The following is a 21,253-nucleotide window of genomic DNA, read 5'->3' as shown; positions in this document are numbered from 1 at the left end:
CCGATAGGATCCAGTCATGCGCCGTTCCAAAATCGTCTGCACGCTGGGCCCCGCCGTCGACTCGTATGAGCAGCTGAAAGCGCTCATCGAGGCAGGTATGAACGTGGCCCGATTCAACTTCAGCCACGGGTCCCAGGCAGAACACCAGGAGCGGTACGACCGCGTCCGGAAGGTCTCCGAGGACACCGGGCGCGCGGTCGGCGTCCTCGCCGACCTCCAGGGCCCCAAGATCCGTCTGGAGACCTTCGCCGAGGGCCCCGTCGAGCTGGTGCGCGGTGACGAGTTCACCATCACCACCGAGGACGTCCCGGGCGACAAGTCCATCTGCGGGACCACCTACAAGGGCCTGCCGGGCGACGTCGCCAAGGGCGACCAGATCCTGATCAACGACGGCAACGTCGAGCTGCGGGTGACCGAGGTCGAGGGCCCGCGGGTCAAGACCATCGTCATCGAGGGCGGTGTCATCTCGGACCACAAGGGCATCAACCTGCCCGGTGCCGCCGTGAACGTCCCCGCGCTGTCGGAGAAGGACGTCGACGACCTCCGCTTCGCCCTGCGGATGGGCTGCGACATGGTCGCCCTGTCCTTCGTCCGCGACGCCGACGACGTCAAGGACGTCCACAAGGTCATGGACGAGGAGGGCCGCCGGGTCCCCGTCATCGCCAAGGTCGAGAAGCCGCAGGCCGTCGAGAACATGGCCGCCGTGGTGGACGCCTTCGACGCGGTCATGGTGGCCCGTGGCGACCTGGCCGTCGAGTACCCGCTCGAAAAGGTCCCGATGGTCCAGAAGCGGCTCATCGAGATGTGCCGCCGCAACGCCAAGCCGGTGATCGTCGCGACCCAGATGATGGAGTCGATGATCACCAACTCCCGCCCGACCCGCGCGGAGGCGTCCGACGTCGCCAACGCGATCCTCGACGGCGCGGACGCGGTCATGCTGTCGGCCGAGTCCTCGGTCGGCGCCTACCCGATCGAGACCGTCAAGACGATGTCGAAGATCGTCATGGCGGCCGAGGAGGAGCTCCTCTCCAAGGGTCTCCAGCCGCTGGTCCCGGGCAAGAAGCCCCGCACCCAGGGCGGCTCCGTCGCCCGCGCGGCCTGCGAGATCGCGGACTTCCTCGACGGCAAGGCGCTCATCGCCTTCACCCAGTCCGGGGACACGGCCCGCCGCCTGTCGCGCTACCGCGTGACGCAGCCCATCCTCGCCTTCACCACCGACGTCAACACCCGCAACCAGCTCACGCTGAGCTGGGGCGTCGAGTCGTACATCGTCCCGCACGTGGACACCACGGACGCGATGGTCGACCTGGTGGACGGCGAACTGCTGAAGCTGGGCCGCCACAACGCCGGCGACACGATGGTCATCACGGCCGGCTCGCCCCCCGGCGTCCCGGGCACGACCAACATGGTCCGCGTCCACCACCTGGGCGGCCAGCCCCAGGCCTGACGCCCGCCGCACCTCTGCCGCACAGAGACCGAGGGCGGCACCCCGGATCCTTGTCAGGACCGGGGTGCCGCCCTCGGTGCGTTGCGCGCGGTGCGGGGTGCCGTACGGACTACTCCGGCGGGCCGACGTAGTTGTGGAGGCCCGGGACCGTGAGGGTGCCGCCGAACTGGCCGGCCTGGACGACCTTGACGTTCGAGAAGAACGCGAACGGGACGTTCAGGGGCGGCGGGCTGTTCGGGGTGAACTCGATCGGGATCAGGCCGAAGAGGTTCCCCTTGAGGCTCTCGGTGTACATCGTCACCGTGCCGCCGCGGATCTTGGAGGTGGAGCCCGGGCGGGACTTCAGGTGGGCGACGTTCCCGGTCTTGCCGACCGTCTGGTAGAGGTCCTTGATGTCCAGCGAGTCCGCCGTGAACTTCAGGACCTTCTTCGTCTTGCCGCCCGCCGTCTTCACCTCGACTATGCCGTGGTAATCCAGGCCGTAGAGCGTCAGCAGCGAGCTGTCGAGGTACCAGGGCTCGTCCGGCAGGAGCGGGATCCCCGGCTCCAGTTCGGCGTCGGCCAGCGCCTTGGCGTCGTAGGTCGGGCAGGGGAAGGGCTGCTTCCCGTCCGCGTCCTTCGTCTCCTCGGTCTTGGACTTGTCCTCGTCGGCCGCCTTGCCCGTCTCGTCCTTCGGCGTCTTCTCGGTGTCCTTGACGTCCTCGGACAGCTCCTTGACGTCGACACCGGCCTTCTTCGCGGCGTCGCGGATCGCGTCCGCGGCCGGGTCCGGCGCCGGGGCGGGCTTCGTCGCCGGAGGCGTCGTCGTGGCGGGCTTGGTCGGCGTGGGCGTCGGGGTCGGGGTGGCCGACGGGTGCGCGCCCAGGACGGGGGTGGTGATGCCGTCGACGATGCCCTTGACCTTGTCGCCGATGCCCAGGGGGTCCAGCGGGTTCGGCGTCTTGGACGCGGACGGCGCGGCGGCCGGGACCGAGGGGGCCGTCTGCTGCGACTGGGTGGTGGTCTCCGCCGACTTGCTGGCGGACGGCTGCGGCGCCTTCGGGGACTTCGCGGCCTTCGACGCGCCCGGCGAGGGGCTCGCGGAGGGCGACGAACTCGGCGAGGGCGACGCCGACGTCGACGGGCTCGGAGAGGCCGACTCCGCGGGTTCGTCGGACCGCGTCACACACGGTCCGGGCGCGAAGGGGATCTCCTCGTCGGCGAGCGCCAGCTTCGGCGCCATGCCCATCCCGACGAAGACCGCGGTCGGCATGGCCGCCAGCGCCATCGTCTTGCCGACGGGTATCTGGATCTTGTTCAGCAGCGACTTCCGGGGGGCGGCGTGCCGCGGACCCCTTCGTTCACGGGACTCTGCGCTCGGGGTCACGTCCCGCTGCGTCTCGTCACCCCGCACTGTTCCTCCCGCCATCGGCGTGGGCAGTCGTCTCGGTCGCGTAAGCCGTTTCCGTGTCGCGGGGGCCGGGCACTCCCAGGGGACCGCCCCCGTACGTCTCCGCCTTGGCCGCCGCCGCGTCGTCCTGCGCGTCCTGCGGCTTGCCCGGCGCCCATGACAGCGCGAGGGCTCCGCCGACCAGCGCGAACAGGAAGCCGAGGAAGAAGCCGCCCAGGTTGGACACCGGCAGGGAGACCAGGGCCAGCAGGATCGACGCCACTCCGGCGAAGACCCGGATGCTCTGCTGGAACCAGAGGGCAATGCCGAGGGTGATCAGCAGGACGCCGATGATCAGCGATCCCGCGCCCGCGGTCGTCGCCATGGCGATGGTGACGTTGCCCAGCCGGAGGTCCGCGTACGGGAAGTACGCGATGGGAATGCCGCCGATGAGAGTGAAGAGGCCCGCCCAGAAGGGCCGGCCACCACTCCAGGCGCGGAAGCGGTAGTACACCGCGGTGAGCCAAGCGTCGTCTGCGGCGCGAACCGGGGCCTGGGGGTTCATGGACAACAGCTCCCTGGAAACGGTGGTACGGAAAACTGGGGGAGCCCGGTGGGACGGGCGGCGGCCACGGCCGCCACCCGCCTCTACCGGTCACGCCCCGGGACGGACTACTTCTCGTCCTGGTAGCACGGCTGGTCGCCGCCGAGCAGGCGCAGCTTGAGGTCGGGCAGCGTGAAGGTGCCCGCCGTCGTCGCCCAGGCCTTCTGACGCACGTTCGTCAGCACGGCCTTCTTGGCGCGCTGCGAGAACAGGGCGCCGTTCGCCACCGTGCCGGCCTGCGGCGCGGTGGGGTGCTTGTCGTCGGCCGCGGAGCCGACCGCGACACCGATGTCCAGGTCGGTGAACGTGGCGTCGGTGTCGAGCTCGGCAACATCCAGGTAGATGTTGTCCGCGACCGCCGGCTTGCCCTTGTTGCCCGTGCGCAGCTGCATCGTGATGTTGCCGAGGCCGGGAATCGGGGTCACCAGCGACTGGCACATGTTGGTGATCTCGGCGTGGCGGAACCCGGAGATGGTGACCGGGTGCGCCGCGTCCTTGCCGTCGAGGCCCTTGCCCTTGGCGACGCTGCCGTACTGGAGCAGGTCGTCACCGTCGAGCTTGTCGGCCGAGACCTTGAAGTCCTGGCCGGAGACGCTGAAGGACGCCGCGAGGGCACCCTGCGCCAGACCCACACCGACCGCGGCGGTGGCCGCGATGCTCGGCACCATGACGAGCGCGAAGCGCTTCCATCTGGTCCCGCCACGAACCTGAGAACTCATTATTCGTTCCTCCTTCTCGGACGTACATCTCCGGTCCGGGCCGTACCCGTCCTGGGATGGGAGAAGTGCTACGTCCTCGGGAAGGAGCGCAGGCGGCCGAGCCGCGGCAGAGCCGCGTCCGATACACCGGCGTCCACCCCCGAGCGACAACCACTGGGTCACGCGTTCGCGCAACCAGGAGGACAGGCTCCGCCGGTGCGGCGAAGACCCCCCTGTCCAGCAGCCGGCGCCCCTGGCACCGGCCGGCCCGGTGGGGACCCTCCGCCGCGGCTCCGGATGAGCGGGGCTGCGGGAAGGACCGAGCGTCGCCGATCGTGGTCCATTCCAGGCCGGGACACAAGGGGGTTCGTTACTGGCGGGTAACGGCAAGATAACCGGGGATCGACCCGGTGCCATCGGGTGACGACGCTGGGTGTCACCAAAGGCCACGACAGAGTGGCGGATTTGCGGATACACCGGACAGTTCACGGGGTTCCACTTACTGCGAGTAACAGCAGCTGCGATTACCAAGTTTTGGCAAAGCGCAGCCGCTGTTTCTCTATCTGTCAATAAATCGTCGGCGGCTAGAACAGCACCCGCGCGAGCGCCGTACGGGCCGCCGCCACCCGGGGGTCGTCCGCCCCGATGACCTCGAACAGCTCCAGCAGCCGGACCCGTACCGCGTCCCGGTCCGCGCCGGCCGTCACCCGGACCGTGTCCACCAGGCGCCCGAAGGCGTCCTCCACGTGACCGCCGACCAGGTCCAGGTCCGCCGCGGCGATCTGGGCCGCCGGGTCCTTCGGGTCCTCGGCCGCCGCCGCGCGCACCGCCTGCGGGTTCATGTCCTTGACCCGGGAGAGCAGCTCGGCCTGGGCCAGGCCCAGCTTGGCCTCGGTGTTCGCCGGGTCGTCCGCCAGTACGTTCTTGTACGCCTGCACCGCGCCGCCCAGGTCACCGGCGTCGAGCGCGACGACGGCCGCTTCCAGCAGCGCGTCGTAGGGGCCCGCCGGGATCTGGTCCTCACCGGCGGCCGGGGTGCCCGCGGAGCCGCCCTCCGCGTTCGGGTCCACTTCGATGCCGATGATCCCGAACCGCTCCTCGGCGACCTGGACCAGCTGCGCGAGGGTCGCGCGGATCTCCTGCTCGGGCGCCACGCCCTGGAACAGCGGCAGCACCTGGCCCGCGACCACGGCGAACACGGCCGGGATGCCCTGGATGCCGAACTGCTGCATCAGCATCTGGTTGGAGTCGACGTCGACCTTGGCCAGCAGGAGGCGGCCGTTCGCCTCGATGGTCAGGCGCTCCAGCAGCGGGCTGAGCTGCTTGCACGGCTCGCACCACTCGGCCCAGAAGTCCAGGACGACCGGGACCTCGGCGGAGAGCTGGAGGACGTCGCGTTCGAAGCCGGCTTCGTCGACGTCGATCACGAGCGCGGACGGCGGCAGGGCACCCGCGGAGGCGGGCGCGCCGCCCTGGGCGGCCTGCCGGGCCGCTTCGGCACGGGCCTGCTCGGCCTTCGCCTTGGCCTCGCCGGCCGCCTTCACAGCGGCGAGGTCGACGACGCCGCTCATGGACATGTTTCTGGGCTGCATGCGTACATCCTCCCCCGTGTGCGCGCGCCGACGAAAAAGATCGGCCGAAATGCCTTCTTGAGTACCCTCGGTGGTGCGGTGTTGGCGCCGGGTCCCCACCTGGCGCCGGTAGCTCTTCGCGTGGTCGTCGCTCTTACGCTACGAGCCGTAGCGTAACTCCCCGCGCCCCTTCGCGCCCCGTGATCTGAAGCACAGCATTTCGGGACCCGCCGCTTTGGCTACCGGCGGGTATGGTCTCGGCCATGCGCAACCCCAGCTCCCCGACCGGACGCACCGGCCGCCCCCGCAGCGCTGCCGCGGACGCCGCGATCCTCGCCGCGACGCGGGACGCGCTGGTCGAGCTGGGCTGGTCGAAGCTGACGATGGGCGACGTCTCGACCCGGGCCGGGGTCGCCAAAACCACCCTCTACCGCCGCTGGGCCGGCAAGAACGAGCTGGTCGTGGACGCCGTCGCGGAGCTCTTCGACTCCCTCGAACTCCCCGACCGGGGCTCCCTCGAAGCCGATGTAGAGAACGTGGTCCTCCAGTTCGCGGCGCTGCTGCGGCGGCCGGAGGCCCGTACGGCCCTGATGGCGGTCGTCGCCGAGTCCACCCGGGACGAGGCCCTGCGCGACCGGATCCGGTCGGCGATCGTGGACCGGCAGAAACGTCTCGTCGTACTGGGTCGCGAACGGGCGCAGGCCCGCGGCGAACTCCCGTACGAGGAGGACGAGGAGCTCGCCTGCCGCACCACGGACCTGATCTTCGACGTGATCGCCGGCACGGTGGTGCACCGGGCGCTGGTCAGCTCGGAGCCGGTGGACGAACTCTGGGTGTCCACGTTCACCGCCCTCCTGATGCACGGCCTCCGGGGCCCGGCCCACGCCTGACACGCGTCACGCCCGGCGCCCCTCACGCCCCCGGCGCCCCCTCGTGCCCGGACACGGCGAAGGCCGGCCGCGGCGGCCCCGAAAGGGGCGCCCACGACCGGCCTTGCGCGTCTGCGGCGGGGATCAGAAGCCCGGCGGCTCCGTGTACGTGCCCCACTCGTCGCGCAGCACGTTGCAGATCTCCCCGAGCGTGGCCTCGGCGCGCACCGCGTCCAGCATCGCCGGGATCATGTTCGACCCGTCACGGGCGGCCGCCAGCATCGCGTCGAGCGAGGACTTCACCTTCGCGTCGTCGCGCCGCGCCTTGCGCTCCGCCAGGTGCTCCACCTGTACGCGCTCCACCTCGTGGCTGACGCGCAGGATCTCCAGGTCCCCGGTCACCGACCCGTGGTGCACGTTGACGCCGACGACCCGCTTGTCGCCCTTCTCCAGCGAGCGCTGGTACTGGAACGCCGACTCGGCGATCTCGCCGGTGAACCAGCCGTCCTCGATGCCGCGCAGGATGCCCGAGGTGATCGGCCCGATCGGGTGCTGCCCGTCCGGGTGGGCGCGCAGGCCGCGCTCCTTGATCTGGTCGAAGATCTTCTCGGCGTCGGCCTCGATGCGGTCGGTGAGCTGCTCCACGTACCAGGAACCGCCCAGCGGGTCGGCCACGTTGGCCACCCCGGTCTCCTCCATCAGCACCTGCTGCGTGCGCAGGGCGATCTCGGCCGCCTGCTCGCTCGGCAGCGCGAGGGTCTCGTCGAGGGCGTTGGTGTGCAGCGAGTTGGTGCCGCCGAGGACGGCCGCGAGGGCCTCGACGGCGGTGCGCACGACGTTGTTGTACGGCTGCTGCGCGGTCAGCGAGACGCCGGCCGTCTGGGTGTGGAAGCGCAGCCACATCGACTTCTCGCTCTGCGCCCCGTACACCTCCTTCATCCAGCGCGCCCAGATCCGGCGGGCGGCGCGGAACTTGGCGATCTCCTCGAAGAAGTCGAGGTGGGCGTCGAAGAAGAAGGAGAGGCCGGACGCGAAGTGGTCCACGTCGAGACCGCGGGACAGGCCCAGCTCCACGTAACCGAATCCGTCGGCGAGGGTGTACGCGAGCTCCTGCGCGGCCGTGGCACCGGCCTCGCGGATGTGGTAGCCGGAGACGGACAGCGGCTTGTACGCCGGGATGCCCTTCGCGCAGTACTCCATGAGGTCGCCGATGAGGCGCAGGTGCGGCTCGGGTTCGAAGAGCCACTCCTTCTGGGCGATGTACTCCTTGAAGATGTCGGTCTGGAGCGTGCCGTTCAGGACGGCCGGGTCCACTCCCTGCCGCTCGGCCGCGACCAGGTACATGCAGAAGGCGGGCACGGCGGGGCCCGAGATCGTCATCGAGGTGGTCACGTCGCCCAGCGGGATGTCCTGGAACAGGACCTCCATGTCGGCGGCGGAGTCGATGGCGACCCCGCAGTGGCCGACCTCGCCGAGCGAGCGGGGGTCGTCGGAGTCGCGCCCCATGAGGGTCGGCATGTCGAAGGCCACGGAGAGCCCGCCGCCGCCGGCGGCCAGGATCATCTTGTAGCGCTCGTTGGTCTGCTCGGCGTTGCCGAACCCGGCGAACTGGCGGATGGTCCAGGTCCGGCCCCGGTATCCGGTGGCGTGCAGGCCGCGGGTGTACGGGTACTCCCCCGGCCAGCCGATGCGCTCGAATCCCTCGTAGGCGTCGCCGGGCCGGGGCCCGTAGACGGGATCGACGTCATCCCCGGAGAGCGTGGTGAAATCGGCCTCGCGCTTGCGGGCCTTGTCATAGCGGGCCTGCCAGCGGCGGCGGCCCTCCTCGATGGCGTCAGCGTCCATACCCATGAATTTACTAGGACGTCCTAGTAAATGTCGATGGGAAACCCCGGGGAGTATCCCCGGGGTGCCGATACGCGAGCGGCGCTCTAGGCGTCGGCGGTGGCCAGGCTGCCCTCGACCAGCGGCTCGACCTCGGCGCGGACCTTGCGCTCGACGAAGAAGGCGGCCAGCGGGATCGTGCCGGAGACCAGCACCCAGAGCAGCTTCGGGAACGGCCACCTGGCCTTCGAACCCAGGTCGAAGGCGAACACCAGGTAGATCATGAACAGCACGCCGTGCACCTGCGAGACCGCGAGGGTCAGGTCGGCGCCGGTGTCGAAGCCGTACTTGAAAACCATGCAGGTGCAGAGGATCAACAGCATGACCGCGGTCAGGTAGGCCATGACCCGGTAGCGGGTCAGCACGCTCTTCTTCATGCCGATGAGCCTAACCGTCCGTTTTGCTCGATCTTGAGGGGGGCCCGGCGACCGCGGTCCGCTACTCCTCGAAGTCCGCGGCGGCGACCCGCAGGGGGCGCAGCAGCGCGAAGATCTCCTGGCATTCCTCGGCGTCGTAGGCGCGGAGCCCGAAGTCGACGGCCATCAGGTCCTTCGTCGCCGCCTCGACGACCTCGCGGCCCTTGTCCGTGATGGACGCGAGCGTGCCGCGGCCGTCGTTCGGGTTCGGCCGCTTGGCCACCAGCCCGGACCGGACCAGCCGGTCCACCGTGTTCGTCACCGACGTCGGGTGGACCATCAGCCGCTCTCCGATCTTCGACATCGGCAGTTCGCCGGCCTTGGAGAAGGTGAGCAGCACCAGCGCCTCGTACCGCGCGAAGGTCAGCCCGTACGGCTTGACCACCGCGTCGACCTCGCCGAGCAGGATCTGGTGCGCGCGCATGATCGAGGTGATGGCGGCCATCGAGGGCACCGGTCCCCAGCGGCGCTGCCAGAGCTCGTCGGCGCGGGCGATGGGGTCGAAGGGGAGGCTGAGCGGCTTGGACACGCACCCGACCCTACCGGGCGGTCATTTGGCGGCGGGCGCCGTCTCATTCTTCGGTCGGCCGTCCTGCCGCCCCGCGGCCCGCAGTTCGGCGAGGAGGAGCAGGATCACCACCGTGCCGACCACGGCCGCGCCCGCGACGACCAAGTGCACCGGCAGGAACTCGGCGGCCAGCCCGGCCAGGGCCATGCCGACGCCCTGGAGGGTCATCAGCCCGGTGCTCAGCAGGGTCATCGCCCGGCCGCGCAGCGCGTCCGGGACGGCGTCGACGTACCACTGGTCGAGGCCGAGGGTGTAGGCGTGGGCCAGACCGGCCAGCACCAGGACGGCCAGTACGACCATCACCCCGGGCCGGAAGGCGTACACGAGCAGCGGCAGCAGGCAGGCGGCCGCGAGCGGGGCCACGAGCCGGGAACGGGCCCGCGGGCCGAGCACCGAGCCGGCCCACAGTTCACCCGCGATGGTGCCGACGGGCAGCGCGCACATCATCACTCCCAGGGCCGCGGTGCCGGCGCCGATGCCGTCCGCGTACGGGACGAGCAGCGCCTCGGGGGCGATGACGAAGACGGGCGGCAGCCAGAACAGCAGGGTCAGGGCGCGCAGCCGGCGATCGCCGAGGACGGCCCGCATCCCGGCGAGCGGGGAGGTGCGCCCGGCCCCGGCCCGGGCCGGCCGCGCCGCGGTGCCGAAGCGCAGCAGCAGGGCCGAACACAGGAATCCGGCGGCGGTCAGCGCGATGGCGGCGCGCGGGGCGAGGACGGTGAGCAGCAGCCCGCCGAGCCCGAAGCCGATGAGCTGGGCGCTCTGGGAGACCATCCGCATCAGGGAGCGGCCGAGGACGTAGACGTCGCCGGAGCCGAGGATGTCGGCGAGGGAGGCGTTGCGCGTGCCCTGGAAGAGGGGGGCGACGAAGGCCATGGCGCAGCGCAGGACGAGCAGAGCGGCGACGGGGGTGCCGGGCAGGACCATGGCCGCCGCGCAGGCGGCGCAGACGAGGTCGCAGCCGACGAGGACCCGGCGGGCGGGCCTGCGGTCGGCGATCCCGGCGAGGAGGGTGCCGCCGAGGGCGTAGGGGAGGAAACCGAGGGCGAACGTGAGCGCGCTCATCAGGGGCGAGCCGGTGGCGCGGAACACGAGGACGGTGAGGGCGATCTCGGCGACGACGATGCCGAGGACGGACAGCAGGTGCGCGGCGAACACGGGCCGGAACTCGCGGACCCGGAATACGGACCGGTATCCGCCGGCGGCCTCGTTGACGGTGAAGGACATACGGCGACCCTGCGGGACTACGGTGGGGGTGCGGCAGTGATTCGCCGTACGCCGAATCACGTCGGCCCGGAGCCCGGAGGGAGAGGCATGGCGTTCCACTTCCGTTTCGGGGCCGGGGACCTGTTGCGGTGCCGGTTTTCGATATCGCCCCGCTGGGAGACGCAGGAGGCGGTGCGGACCCTGTTGCGGCCGAAGCGGCAGGCGTACCACCTGCCCTGGCTCCGGCAGGTCCGGGCGGCCGCCGCCGGGCTGGACCTGCGGCCGCTGTGGCTGCTGATGCCGCGGGCCGGCCACAACCCGGACTTCCTGAGCCCGCCGCCGGTCGGCCCCTCCGTCACCTTCGAGGAGGAGCTGGCGCGGGTCCGGTCCGCGGCCGCCGATCCGCAGGCCGTACGGGAGGACCTGCGGCGGGCCCTGGTCTGCACCCCGGGCGCCGCCGAGAGCGACCTCGGGCGGCGGATGCTCGCCGACCCGGCCCGCGCCATACGGGAGCTGGCCGACCTCTACGAGCAGGCCTGGGCCGCGCTCATCGCCCCGCACTGGCCGCGGCTGCAGGCCCTGCTGGAGGCCGACATCCTGTTCCACTCGCGGCGGCTGGCGGCGGGCGGGCTGGAGGCGCTGTTCGACGGCCTCCACCCGGACCTCCGGTGGTCGGAGGGGACGCTCTCCATCGACCGCGCGCACCACCACGACCGCTCCCTGGACGGGCAGGGCCTGCTCCTCATGCCGAGCGCGTTCGTGTGGCCGGAGGTGGTCGGCGGGTACGACCCGCCCTGGCAGCCGACGCTGGTGTACCCGGCGCGGGGCATCGGCGCACTGTGGACGGCGTCGGCGGGTCCGACCCCGCGGGCGCTGGCGCGGCTGCTGGGCCGCGGCCGGGCCGACGTGCTGTGCGCGCTCGTCGAGCCGGCCTCCACGACGGAGCTGGCCCACCGGCTCGGCCTCGCCCCGGCCACGGTGTCGGCGCACCTGAAGGCCCTGCACGGGGCGGGTCTGCTGATCTCGGCCCGGCACGGCCACCGGATCCTCTACGAGCGCACCCCGCTCGCCATCGCCCTCACGACGGGCGGTGCGCCCCCGGCGTAGGCGGCGTGCGGTGTCGCGGGACGGGGGTGACTGACCGTCATGTCACGATATGCCGGTCTGTGATTCCGCACTTCCGCGCACCGACCCTTCGTCCCGAGGAACCCGGATGCCAGGCCGACCCCGGTCCCGACGCCGCCCGCGTCCCCGTCGCCCCCGCCCCAGAGCCCTCGCCGCCGCGCTCGGCCTCGCGCTGCTGCTCGCCGCGGCCCCCGGCTGCGGGAGCGAGGAGTCCGCCCCGTCGCACTCGCCCGCGGAGGCTCCGCGCGAGGCCGCGGCGCAGGCCGCGCCCGCCGGATCCCCGTACTGGGTGGACCCGGAGAGCGACGCCGCCCGGCAGGTCGCCGCCTGGGAGGCGCAGGGCCGCAACAGCGAGGCCCAGCTGCTGCGCCGGATCTCGGAACGGCCCATGGCCCTGTGGGGACCGGGCGACGACCCCGGTCCCGCGATCCGCCGGGCCGCGAAGGGCGCCAGGGCGGCGGGCCGGGTCCTGGTGCTCGCCGCGTACAACATCCCGCACCGCGACTGCGGCCGGCACTCGGCGGGCGGGGCCACGAGCGCCACCGCGTACCGCAACTGGATCGGGGCCTTCGCCGACGCCGTCGGCGACGCCAGGGCCGTGGTGGTCCTGGAACCGGACGCCGTCCCGCACATCGTGGACGGCTGTACCCCGGCCGCCCACCACGAGGAGCGCCTCCGGCTCCTCTCCGAGGCCGTCACCCGGCTGAAGAAGAACCGGAACACGAAGGTCTACCTGGACGCCGGCAATCCGGCCTGGATCCCCGACCCGATGAAGCTCGTCGAACCCCTGTACAAGGCCGGGCTCGACCGGGCCGACGGCTTCTCCCTCAACGTTTCCAACTTCCAGCCCGAAACGGCCGGCCGCGCGTACGGCGCCCGCATCTCCGGTGCCGCCCACGGCAAGCACTTCGTCATCGACACCAGCCGCAACGGCGAGGGCCCGCTCCCGGGCGGCGGCCACGAGACCTGGTGCAACCCGCCCGGCCGCGCCCTCGGGGTCGCGCCGACCGACAGGACCGGCGACCCGCTCGTCGACGCGTACCTCTGGATCAAGCGGCCCGGCGAGTCCGACGGGCCCTGCCGCGGCGGCCCGGCGGCCGGCCGGTGGTGGCCGGACTACGCGCTCGGGCTGGCCGCCCGCGCCAAGGAGTAGGCCCCGCGAGGGGCTACTCGTCCGGCGCCCGCACCGGCTCCGACGGCGGCTTCGGCTCCGACGGCCGCTTCGGCTCCCGTACCCGGAGCCACCTGGCCTCCGAGGGCGTCCCGTCCGCATCCGTCACGAACAGCATGTACCAGCCCGGCGGCACCAGCGTCGGGTCCTTCGGCACGTCGACCGTCACCGCCCCGGCCGCCCGCGCCAGCCCGAGCTCGATCGAGCGCTGCTCCACGTCCGTGGTGTGCGTGACCGCGCTCGGCCGCATCAGCCGGGCCCGCCGGATCCGCTCCGGGTGCGGCGACGTGAAGGTGGCCCGCCCGTCCGGTCCCACCTCGGCCGGCCCGGCCCCCAGGACCGGCCGCAGCGCCGGGTCCCGGTACAGGTAGGGCGGCGAGTACACCTCCAGCCGGTGCTCGAACTTGCCGAGCCGGGTGTTGTCCTTGTCCCCGAAGAGCGGGTCGGAGCCGAACGTCGCGATCCGCCCGTCGGGCAGCAGCAGCGCCTCGGAGTGGTAGTTGCGGCCCACCGCCGGATCGGCGGCGGCCACGAAGGAGTCGGTGCGCGGGTAGTAGAACTGCGCCTTGTGGACGTCGCTGGCGCCCCGGCCGCGGTAGTCGCGGGAGCCGCCGGTGGTGAACACGGAGTCGTCCGGCAGCAGCACGCTGCTCAGGTACCGGGTGCCCTGTGGCAGCCGCGCCGAGGAGCGGAAGACCGGGTTGTCCTCCTTGAGGTCCACGATCGCCGTCCGGCTCGACGACAGCTTCGACTCGCCGACCCCGCCGCCGCCCAGCACCATCACCCGCTGGTCCTGGGCCGGCGGCAGCAGCACCGAGGACGAGGTCTCCAGCTGGTCGGGGTCCGCCAGCCCCGCCACCTGCGTGAACTTGTCGGTCTTCAGGTCCCACACGCCGGGCTCGCGTCCCTTGTCGGCCGGTCCGTAGCCCGCGTTGGAGCCGGTGTAGAGCAGTTTGCCGCCCTGTATGAGGAAGAGCGCGGGGTAGGTCGGGAAGTAGCGGAAGGGGCCCCGGGTCCACTTCTTCGTCTTCGGGTCGTAGAACTCGTTGTCGCCGGGGACCACGTCCCCCACGTCGTTGAGCCCGGAGACCGCGAGGACCCGCCCGTCCTGGAGGGCCACCAGCGTCGGGTACCAGCGGGCGTCCTTCATCGGGTCGACGGGGACGTACTTCTCGGCCCCGGGGTCGAACTCGTACGCCGACTTGATCCCCTGGAAGTCCTGCTTCTCGACGCTCAGCCGCTCCGCGAGCCCGTAGACGTTGTCAGCGTCCTTCCCCTTGAGGCCGAGGATCCGGTACTGCGCGGCCTCGGTCGTCAGCCCCTCGGCGCCCGCCTCGGCGGCCTCGACGAAGACCCGCGCCTCCGAGGCCACCACCTTGCTCCGCCAGGGCTTCAGGTGCCCCTTGCGCCCGTACGTGATCTCGAACTCGCGCGTGGCCTTCGGCACGGTGACGTCGAACTTCGACACGTACTCGACCCCGGACGGGGACCGGAACCGGGTGCCCTTCTTCAGCCGGGCCGCCTTGTCGGGGTCCTCGTTCTTGACCCGCATGCCGCCGCCCGCGCGGGTGACCTTGCCGTCGAGGACCTCGTACCGGGCGGTGCCGCCCGCCACCAGCAGCCGGCCGTCCGGCAGTTGGCTGTGGCCCGAACAGAAGAAGTCCTCCGGCGTCGGGATCTTCTTGAAGCTGTCGTCCTTCGGGTCCCACAGGACGGTGTCGAAGGTGCCCTCGTCGAACTTCTTCTGGTTGTTGCCGGAGCCGGCGATCAGCAGCACCTTGCCCGTGCGCAGCAGGGCCGCGTGCATCGCGTTGATCCGGTACTCCTCGGGGAGGCGGACCTGCTCCCACGAGCCGTACTGGATCTTGTAGCTGGACTGCCCGATCTTGTACGAGTGGTAGCGCTCCTGCGCGAAGGAGAGCGCGGCGGGCGCGTTGAGCGCGGCCAGCACCACCACGGCCCCGGTGCCCAGCACGGTGTTCTTGAACTGCTTCGACGGCTGGTACGCCATGGGTTCAGTTCCCTCCCGCAGGCGTGGCGAACGCCGGCTCCGGCTCCTCGCCCGGCCCGTGGCCGAGCCCGAGGTCCAGCGGTCCGGCGGCCCGGGCCGCAGTGGCTGCGGCCGCGGACCGGCGCTCGCGCAGCAGGGTCCAGGCCCATACGGCCACCGGCGCGAGGGCGATGAGCAGGGCGAGCACCGCCCAGATGCGCATCGCCGCGTGGGTGTGGCCGAGCCGGACCGAGGCCGCGAGGGAGAGGGCCAGGACGGCGGCCCAGCCGAGGTGGATCCGGAAGGTCGCCGGCCGGTCGGGGCTGGCGTCGCCGCCCTTGGGGGTGACGACGAAGGCGCCCCGGGTGCGCAGCAGGGCCGAGGCGAGCGACGCGAGGTAGACCGGCGCGCAGATCGCGGACATCGCCATGCCGGCCAGGCCGCCGGAGCCCTCGGGCTCGTGGGGGGAGATGTTGTGCCGGCGGTTCCACAGGTACAGGCCCACCTGGAGGGCGGCGGCGTCGGTGTAGAGCATGAGCCACACCTCGGAGGAGACCTGGGTGCCGGAGGCGCCGAACCACAGGAACAGGACGCAGCTGAGGATGCCGAGGAGCCAGTTGACGGCCGTCATCGGGTAGTAGACGAGCATCAGGGTGTAGTTGAGCGCCCGTCCCGGGGGCATCCGGAGGAAGCCTTTCCCGTACTGCCGGAAGAGGGTCTCGTACGTCCCGCGCGACCAGCGCAGCTGCTGGGTGAAGAAGTCGGTCCACGAAGCCGGGCCCTCGCCGACGGCGAGCACGTCGGGGGTGTAGACGGACCGCCAGAACCGTCCGGTGGCCGGATTGCGCCGGCGGTGCAGCTCGAAGCCGGTGGCCATGTCCTCGGTGAGGGAGTCGTAGAGCCCGCCCACCTGCTTGAGGGCGCTGATCCGCACGGCGTTGTTGGTGCCGACGAACATGGGGGCGCCGTAGCGGTTGCCGGCGCGCTGGATCAGCGCGTGGAAGAGGTACTGCTGGGATTCGGCGGCCTTGGTGACGGCCCCGGTGTAGTTGCCGTAGACCTGCGGGCCGACGACGAAGGCGATGTCCGGGTCGCGGAAGTAGCCGAGCATCCGCTCCAGGAAGTTCGCCAGCGGGACGTGGTCGGTGTCGACGGAGGCGAAGAACTCGTAGTCGTCGCCGTGCGCGGCCAGCCAGGCGTTGTAGTTGCCGTGCTTGGTCCGCGCCCGGTGGGGGCCCTTGCGGGTGTTCCAGCCGGCGATGCCCTTGCGGGTGAAGTGCCGTACGCCGAGGTCCGCGCACAGGGCCCGGACCTCGGGATCGTCCCCCTCGTCCAGCAGCCATACGTCGAGCGGACCGTCGTGCCGGAGGGCGACGGCTCCCAGGAGGGTGCCCCGCACCATGGCGAGCGGCTCTTTGCCGGGGACGTACGTGGTCAGGAAGGCGACCTTGGTGCCGGGTTGGGGCGGCACCGGGACCGGGTCGCGGGCGACCATCGTGGCGTGGGCCACCGACAGGACGTTGACCAGCATGAACAGCATGATCAGCGCGATGGAGCCGAGCATCACGGCGTCGAGCCGGACCAGCCAGCGCTCGCCGCCCTCGCGGACGGTCCAGTGCGTGGGCCAGACGAGGTAGAGCAGCAGCCCGGCCGCGGCGAGGGGGGCCAGGGCCATGAGGAGGACGGCGCGTATGCGGGTGCGGAGCTGCTCGCGCGACAACAGGGAGCGGTAGCCCACCCGGTAGGGGTCGGGTGTGCCTGAGGCGGAGGAGACGGAGGAGGCGGAGGCGGAGGAGGTGCGGTCCGGATCCGCGAACGGGCCGGCGAGGCGGCTGTGGGTCTCGTAGTCGAAGCCTTCCGGCCGCACGGCCCCTCCAGTGCTCGACGCCCAGGGTTTGATATCACCACAAAAGGTGACAAACCCTGGGCGTGTCGAACGGGGCGCCGCCGAACGAGGGGTTCCGCACACCCGCCCCCGGACAGGGCCGTCCGGGTGGCGGGAACGGGGGGCCGGACTAGGCCAGGTGGCGCTCCACCGTCTCCACCTTGGACGTCAGCCCGTCGACCACCCCGGGGCGGATGTCGGCCTTGAGGACCAGGGACACCCGCGGCGCCCGCTCCTCCACGGCCGCCACCGCGCGCTTGACCACGTCCATCACCTCGTCCCACTCCCCCTCGATCGAGGTGAACATGGCGTCCGTGCGGTTCGGCAGTCCCGACTCCCGTACGACGCGCACCGCGTCGGCCACGTACTCGCCGACCTCTTCACCGACCCCCAGCGGGGTCACCGAGAACGCGACGATCACGCTGCGTTCGCCGCCTCGCGCCGGGCGCGGGCCGCCATGACGCTGTCGGCCTCCTCGCGCTTGAGCATCTTGTCGCCGTAGAGGCCGCCGAAGGGCAGCAGCGCCAGCAGGAAGAACAGGGCGACCTTCTTGACCGGCCACTTCGCCTTGTTCCACACGTCCAGCAGGAAGACCGCGTAGATGACGAACAGGATCCCGTGCAGGATGCCGAGCGGCATCATCAGGTAGTCGATGTCGGAGATCCGGCTCAGCACCGATCCGAAGATCAGCAGGGCCGGGAACGACAGCGCCTCCGGTACGGAGATGAGGCGCAGCCGGTGCAGGGCGGAAGCGGTCTTGATGTCCACGATGAGCCTTCGGGGTGGTGGCCGGGGGTCCGTTCCAGTCTCTCAGCCGCCCAGCCCGATCTTGAGGCGGGGCCGCGGCGGGGGGGCGGGCGGCGCGGTGTCCCGGGTGTGCGAGATGCCGCAGTCGCCGGATATCGGCCACCGGGCCCTGTTCGCCTCCGCCCGCTGCCGATAACGTCATCCCGTGGCTCAGTTCCGACTCCAAGGCAGCAAGGTGCTGGCCGTCGACCTGACCGGGGATGCCGTCAAAGCGAAAAACGGCTCCATGGTCGCGTACGACGGTCAGATGGCCTTCAAGAAGATGACCGGCGGCGGCGAAGGTTTGCGCGGCATGGTGACCCGTCGACTGACGGGTGAACAGATGACCGTGATGGAAGTGCAGGGGCACGGCACCTGCTTCTTCGCCGACCGCGCGAGCGAAATCAATCTGGTCAACCTGCGCGGCGAGAAGCTGTACGTGGAGTCCAGCAACCTCCTGTGCACCGACGCCGGCCTGCGCACCGGCACCACCTTCACCGGCCTGCGCGGCGGGGCGACGGGCAACGGCCTGTTCACCACCACCGTCGAGGGCTCCGGGCAGGCGGCGATCATGTCCGACGGCCCGGCGGTGGTGCTGCGCGTCAGCGCCCAGTACCCGCTCTCCGTCGACCCGGGGGCGTACATCGCGCACACCGGGAACCTCCAGCAGTCCTTCCAGTCGGGGATCAACTTCCGCACCCTGATCGGCGAGGGCTCGGGCGAGGCGTTCCAGATCCGCTTCGAGGGCGAGGGCCTGGTCTACGTGCAGCCCAGCGAGCGCAACACCATCGGGGGCGACATCTGATGCCGTTCCGTGAGATCAACTCGAAGATGGTCGAGGCCCAGGTGATCCCGGGGCAGAGGATGTTCAGCCAGCGCGGCGCGATGCTCGCGTACCGCGGCGACGTCTCCTTCACCCCGAGCCTGACCGGCGGTCAGGGCGGGGTGATGGGCATGATCGGGCGCCGCGTGGCGAACGAGCAGACCCCGCTGATGACGGTCGAGGGCAGCGGCACCGTGATGTTCGGCCACGGCGGCCACCACATCCAGGTGATCAACCTGACCGGCGAGACCCTGTACGTCGAGGCCGACCGGCTGCTCGCCTTCGACGGCACGCTCCAGCAGGGCACGATGTTCATGGGCTCGCAAGGGGGTGTCATGGGCATGGTCCGCGGTCAGGTGACCGGCCAGGGCCTGTTCACGACCACCCTCAAGGGGCACGGCTCGGTCGCCGTGATGGCCCACGGCGGGGTCATCGAGCTCCCCATCACCCCGAACCGCCCGATCCACGTCGACCCGCAGGCGTACGTGGCCCACCACGGGGACGTCAGGAACAAGCTCTCCACCGCGCTCGGCTGGCGGGACATGGTGGGGCGCGGCTCGGGCGAGGCGTTCCAGCTGGAGCTGTCGGGCCAGGGCGCCGTGTACGTGCAGGCCTCGGAGGAGAAGCTGTGAACTTTGGTCCCGTCATCGGCGGGCCGGGAGGCCCGACGGTCTTCGACCCGCACACCCTGCCCTCCGACGACAACGTGAACGCGTACACCTTCTGCGTGGAGCTCAAGGGGAGCCAGTGGTTCCTGCAGAAGGGCAAGATGATCGCCTACTACGGGCGCATGGACTTCAACGGCGTCGGCAACGGCCGCTTCGACCGGCTGCTGCGCACCAGCTTCCACTCGCCGATGCACGCCTCCGACTGGGTGGTGGCCGAAGGCCAGGGCAAGATGCTGCTGGCCGACCGGGCATTCGACGTGAACTCGTACGACCTGGACAATGGCAACCTGACGATCCGGTCGGGCAACCTGCTGGCCTTCCAGCCCTCGCTCGCCCTCAAGCAGTCGATCGTGCCGGGGTTCCTGACCCTGATCGGAACGGGGAAGTTCGTGGCGGCGTCCAACGGGCCGGTGGTGTTCATGGAGCCGCCGCTGCGCGTGGACCCGCAGGCGCTGGTGGGCTGGGCGGACTGCCCGTCCCCCTGCCACCACTACGACCACGGCTACATGTCGGGGGTCATCGGCGGGCTGCGCTCGCTGACGGGCATCGGCGGCAGCTCGGGCGAGGAGCACCAGTTCGAGTTCGTCGGGGCCGGGACGGTGCTGCTGCAGTCCTCGGAGATGCTGATGGCGGAGCAGGCCATCGGGACCGTCGGCGCCGGCGCGGAGTCGGCGGGCGTCCCGGGGGCCGGGTACGGCGGCGGACACGGACAGCAGGGCCCGCTGGGACAGCTGGGCGTGCCGCGGATGCCGGGACAGCTGGGTGACATCCAGCGGCGCCTCGGACTGTGATCCGATCTTCGACTTGACATTTTTTGTACGTAATTCAACTTCTTAGGTAGAGTTCATTCATGGAGACCATGGAGACCGAGACGGCCACACGCTGGCTGACCGAGGCCGAGCAGTGCACCTGGCGCACCCACCTGGACGTCAGCAGACTGCTGATGCACCAGCTGGAAAAGGATCTCCAGCCGTTCGGACTCACCAACAACGACTACGAGATCCTGGTGAACCTCTCGGAGTCGGAGGGCCACCGGATGCGGATGAGCGATCTCGCGACGTCGACGCTCCAGTCCAAGAGCCGGCTGTCCCACCAGATCACCCGCATGGAGACGGCGCGCCTGGTCGTCCGGGTGAACTGCGAGTCCGACCGCCGGGGGCTGTACGCCGTCCTGACCGACGAGGGCATGGAGCTCATGCGGAAGGTCGCCCCGCACCACGTGGCGTCCGTCCGCCGGCACTTCATCGACCTGCTGCCGCCGGAGGCCCTGGCGGCGCTGCGCGCCTCGCTGGAGCCGGTCGCGACGCACCTGCGGGACCAGCGCGGCAAGGCCTGACAGCGGCCCGGCGCCGGCCCGACACGGCCCGGTGCCGGCACCGGCACCGGCACCGGCCGGACGGCACCCGATCCGGGGTGCCGTCCGGGGCGGCGGCCCGGAGAATGGGTGGTAACGCTCGCTCGCCGGCCGCCCGCCGAGCCACCGTAAGCGCATGGCCGGCCAGAGGAGGTCAGCCATGCACCGCAAGCACACGGCGTACGTTTCCACGGCCGCGGCCGTGGTCCTGCTGGCCGGGGGCCCGGCGGCGGCCGCCGCCGCGCACACGGCCGACGCGGCGAGAACCGCCCCCGCGGCCGCCCCGGCCCGCGCCGACGTGGACGCCGCGGGCGCGGTCGCCGCGGCGCTGAAGAAGTACCCGGGTGTCGTGGAGTCCGTCGACAAGGACGGCGCCGTCTGGCACGTCGACGTCATCGCCAAGAACGGCAAGCACGCGGAACTGACGGTCGACACCCGCAGCGGCAAGGTGTTCACCGAGAACGCGGACGACAACAGCGACGACGACGGCGGGAACAAGGCGGTGGTCGCCGCGAAGGTGACCGCCCAGCAGGCGATGAAGGCGGCCGTCGCCGCCCATTCCGGCCAGGTCTGGTCCGTGGAATGGGACGACGATGACGACAACGGCTCCCGCTACTGGAACGTCCAGGTCAAGTCCGGCGACAAGACCACCAACGTCCACGTCGACGCCGCGTCGGGCAAGGCGACGGTGTCCGGATCGGACTCGGACGGCGACGGCAACGACGACGGCGGCGGCAACGACGGCAACGACGGCAACTGACACGCACACGCGCCGGTCCGCGGGTTCCCGTGCGGACCGGATCGGGCGCCCCTAGACTG

At 71.2% G+C, this 21,253-nt stretch carries 21 protein-coding genes; 9 read left to right on the top strand and 12 right to left on the bottom strand.

The features are described 5' to 3' along the window. Window positions 1–16 precede the first annotated feature (16 nt). The gene (pyk, locus tag ADK52_RS10395; protein WP_053689458.1) at window positions 17–1,447 is read left to right on the top strand and encodes a pyruvate kinase; all 1,431 of its coding nucleotides are present in this window, start codon (window positions 17–19) and stop codon (window positions 1,445–1,447) included. A 109-nt stretch (window positions 1,448–1,556) separates the two neighbouring features. On the opposite strand, the gene ADK52_RS10390 is transcribed toward pyk, so the two are convergent. The 4 genes from ADK52_RS10390 to ADK52_RS10375 all read right to left on the bottom strand — a co-directional run bounded on the left by ADK52_RS10390 (window position 1,557) and on the right by ADK52_RS10375 (window position 5,710). Further along, window positions 1,557–2,840 (bottom strand): hypothetical protein, encoded by a 1,284-nt coding sequence (locus ADK52_RS10390; protein ID WP_053689457.1) that lies wholly within the window; start codon window positions 2,838–2,840, stop codon window positions 1,557–1,559. Continuing rightward, window positions 2,830–3,381: a DUF6114 domain-containing protein gene (locus ADK52_RS10385; RefSeq protein WP_053689456.1), complete on the bottom strand. Its 552-nt coding sequence runs from the start codon at window positions 3,379–3,381 to the stop codon at window positions 2,830–2,832. Before ADK52_RS10385 ends, ADK52_RS10390 begins: the two co-directional genes overlap by 11 nt. Before the next feature lie 107 nt (window positions 3,382–3,488). Next, window positions 3,489–4,139 carry a DUF6230 family protein gene (locus ADK52_RS10380; protein ID WP_053689455.1) on the bottom strand — a complete coding sequence of 217 codons (651 nt, stop codon included), beginning with the start codon at window positions 4,137–4,139 and terminating at the stop codon, window positions 3,489–3,491. Window positions 4,140–4,702: 563 nt separating this feature from the next. After that, the gene (locus tag ADK52_RS10375) at window positions 4,703–5,710 is read right to left on the bottom strand and encodes a tetratricopeptide repeat protein (protein WP_078988214.1); all 1,008 of its coding nucleotides are present in this window, start codon (window positions 5,708–5,710) and stop codon (window positions 4,703–4,705) included. A 242-nt stretch (window positions 5,711–5,952) separates the two neighbouring features. On the opposite strand from ADK52_RS10375, the gene ADK52_RS10370 reads away from it, so the two are divergent. Further along, on the top strand, window positions 5,953–6,579 hold the full coding sequence (locus ADK52_RS10370) for a TetR/AcrR family transcriptional regulator (protein WP_053689507.1): 627 nt from the start codon (window positions 5,953–5,955) through the stop codon (window positions 6,577–6,579). Window positions 6,580–6,702: 123 nt separating this feature from the next. On the opposite strand, the gene ADK52_RS10365 is transcribed toward ADK52_RS10370, so the two are convergent. The 4 genes from ADK52_RS10365 to ADK52_RS10350 form a co-directional block, all read right to left on the bottom strand. Beyond that, window positions 6,703–8,403, bottom strand: coding sequence for an acyl-CoA mutase large subunit family protein (locus ADK52_RS10365; RefSeq protein WP_053689453.1), 1,701 nt, complete (start codon window positions 8,401–8,403; stop codon window positions 6,703–6,705). Between the two features lie 86 nt (window positions 8,404–8,489). Beyond that, window positions 8,490–8,819: a DUF3817 domain-containing protein gene (locus ADK52_RS10360; RefSeq protein ID WP_053689452.1), complete on the bottom strand. Its 330-nt coding sequence runs from the start codon at window positions 8,817–8,819 to the stop codon at window positions 8,490–8,492. Window positions 8,820–8,880: 61 nt separating this feature from the next. Continuing rightward, entirely contained in the window at window positions 8,881–9,387 is a 507-nt protein-coding gene (locus tag ADK52_RS10355) for a MarR family winged helix-turn-helix transcriptional regulator (RefSeq protein WP_030153818.1), read from the bottom strand. Window positions 9,388–9,408: 21 nt separating this feature from the next. Further along, complete coding sequence (locus ADK52_RS10350) at window positions 9,409–10,653, bottom strand: MFS transporter (RefSeq protein ID WP_078988212.1); 1,245 nt, start codon at window positions 10,651–10,653, stop codon at window positions 9,409–9,411. Between the two features lie 87 nt (window positions 10,654–10,740). Here ADK52_RS10350 and ADK52_RS10345 point away from each other — a divergent pair, with 87 nt between their 5' ends. Both ADK52_RS10345 and ADK52_RS10340 read left to right on the top strand, forming a co-directional pair. After that, window positions 10,741–11,739 (top strand): ArsR/SmtB family transcription factor, encoded by a 999-nt coding sequence (locus ADK52_RS10345; RefSeq protein WP_053689451.1) that lies wholly within the window; start codon window positions 10,741–10,743, stop codon window positions 11,737–11,739. 106 nt (window positions 11,740–11,845) lie between these two features. Beyond that, window positions 11,846–12,910: a glycoside hydrolase family 6 protein gene (locus ADK52_RS10340; RefSeq protein ID WP_053689450.1), complete on the top strand. Its 1,065-nt coding sequence runs from the start codon at window positions 11,846–11,848 to the stop codon at window positions 12,908–12,910. A 13-nt stretch (window positions 12,911–12,923) separates the two neighbouring features. Here the strand turns inward: ADK52_RS10340 and ADK52_RS10335 are convergent, their stop codons facing one another. From ADK52_RS10335 to ADK52_RS10320, 4 genes are all read right to left on the bottom strand, one after another. Then, on the bottom strand, window positions 12,924–14,939 hold the full coding sequence (locus ADK52_RS10335; protein WP_053689449.1) for a kelch motif-containing protein: 2,016 nt from the start codon (window positions 14,937–14,939) through the stop codon (window positions 12,924–12,926). A 4-nt stretch (window positions 14,940–14,943) separates the two neighbouring features. Continuing rightward, window positions 14,944–16,785, bottom strand: a complete 1,842-nt coding sequence (locus tag ADK52_RS10330; RefSeq protein WP_078988210.1) for a glycosyltransferase family 2 protein — start codon at window positions 16,783–16,785, stop codon at window positions 14,944–14,946. A gap of 148 nt (window positions 16,786–16,933) precedes the next feature. Next, window positions 16,934–17,224, bottom strand: a complete 291-nt coding sequence (locus ADK52_RS10325; RefSeq protein WP_053689448.1) for an MTH1187 family thiamine-binding protein — start codon at window positions 17,222–17,224, stop codon at window positions 16,934–16,936. Then, on the bottom strand, window positions 17,221–17,571 hold the full coding sequence (locus ADK52_RS10320; RefSeq protein WP_053689447.1) for a DUF3817 domain-containing protein: 351 nt from the start codon (window positions 17,569–17,571) through the stop codon (window positions 17,221–17,223). The genes ADK52_RS10325 and ADK52_RS10320 overlap by 4 nt, the downstream gene beginning before the upstream one ends. Before the next feature lie 184 nt (window positions 17,572–17,755). Here ADK52_RS10320 and ADK52_RS10315 point away from each other — a divergent pair, with 184 nt between their 5' ends. The 5 genes from ADK52_RS10315 to ADK52_RS10295 all read left to right on the top strand — a co-directional run bounded on the left by ADK52_RS10315 (window position 17,756) and on the right by ADK52_RS10295 (window position 21,194). Then, window positions 17,756–18,394 carry an AIM24 family protein gene (locus ADK52_RS10315; protein WP_053689446.1) on the top strand — a complete coding sequence of 213 codons (639 nt, stop codon included), beginning with the start codon at window positions 17,756–17,758 and terminating at the stop codon, window positions 18,392–18,394. Continuing rightward, the gene (locus tag ADK52_RS10310) at window positions 18,394–19,044 is read left to right on the top strand and encodes an AIM24 family protein (RefSeq protein WP_030153809.1); all 651 of its coding nucleotides are present in this window, start codon (window positions 18,394–18,396) and stop codon (window positions 19,042–19,044) included. Before ADK52_RS10315 ends, ADK52_RS10310 begins: the two co-directional genes overlap by 1 nt. Continuing rightward, window positions 19,041–19,871, top strand: a complete 831-nt coding sequence (locus ADK52_RS10305) for an AIM24 family protein (protein ID WP_053689445.1) — start codon at window positions 19,041–19,043, stop codon at window positions 19,869–19,871. The genes ADK52_RS10310 and ADK52_RS10305 overlap by 4 nt, the downstream gene beginning before the upstream one ends. A 68-nt stretch (window positions 19,872–19,939) precedes the next feature. After that, window positions 19,940–20,416 (top strand): MarR family winged helix-turn-helix transcriptional regulator, encoded by a 477-nt coding sequence (locus ADK52_RS10300; protein ID WP_053689505.1) that lies wholly within the window; start codon window positions 19,940–19,942, stop codon window positions 20,414–20,416. A gap of 178 nt (window positions 20,417–20,594) precedes the next feature. Beyond that, the gene (locus ADK52_RS10295; RefSeq protein WP_053689444.1) at window positions 20,595–21,194 is read left to right on the top strand and encodes a PepSY domain-containing protein; all 600 of its coding nucleotides are present in this window, start codon (window positions 20,595–20,597) and stop codon (window positions 21,192–21,194) included. Window positions 21,195–21,253 lie beyond the last annotated feature (59 nt).

Source organism: Streptomyces sp. WM6372 (assembly GCF_001279655.1).
Classification (GTDB): Bacteria; Actinomycetota; Actinomycetes; order Streptomycetales; family Streptomycetaceae; genus Streptomyces.
This window is presented reverse-complemented; position numbering and strand designations above follow the sequence as displayed.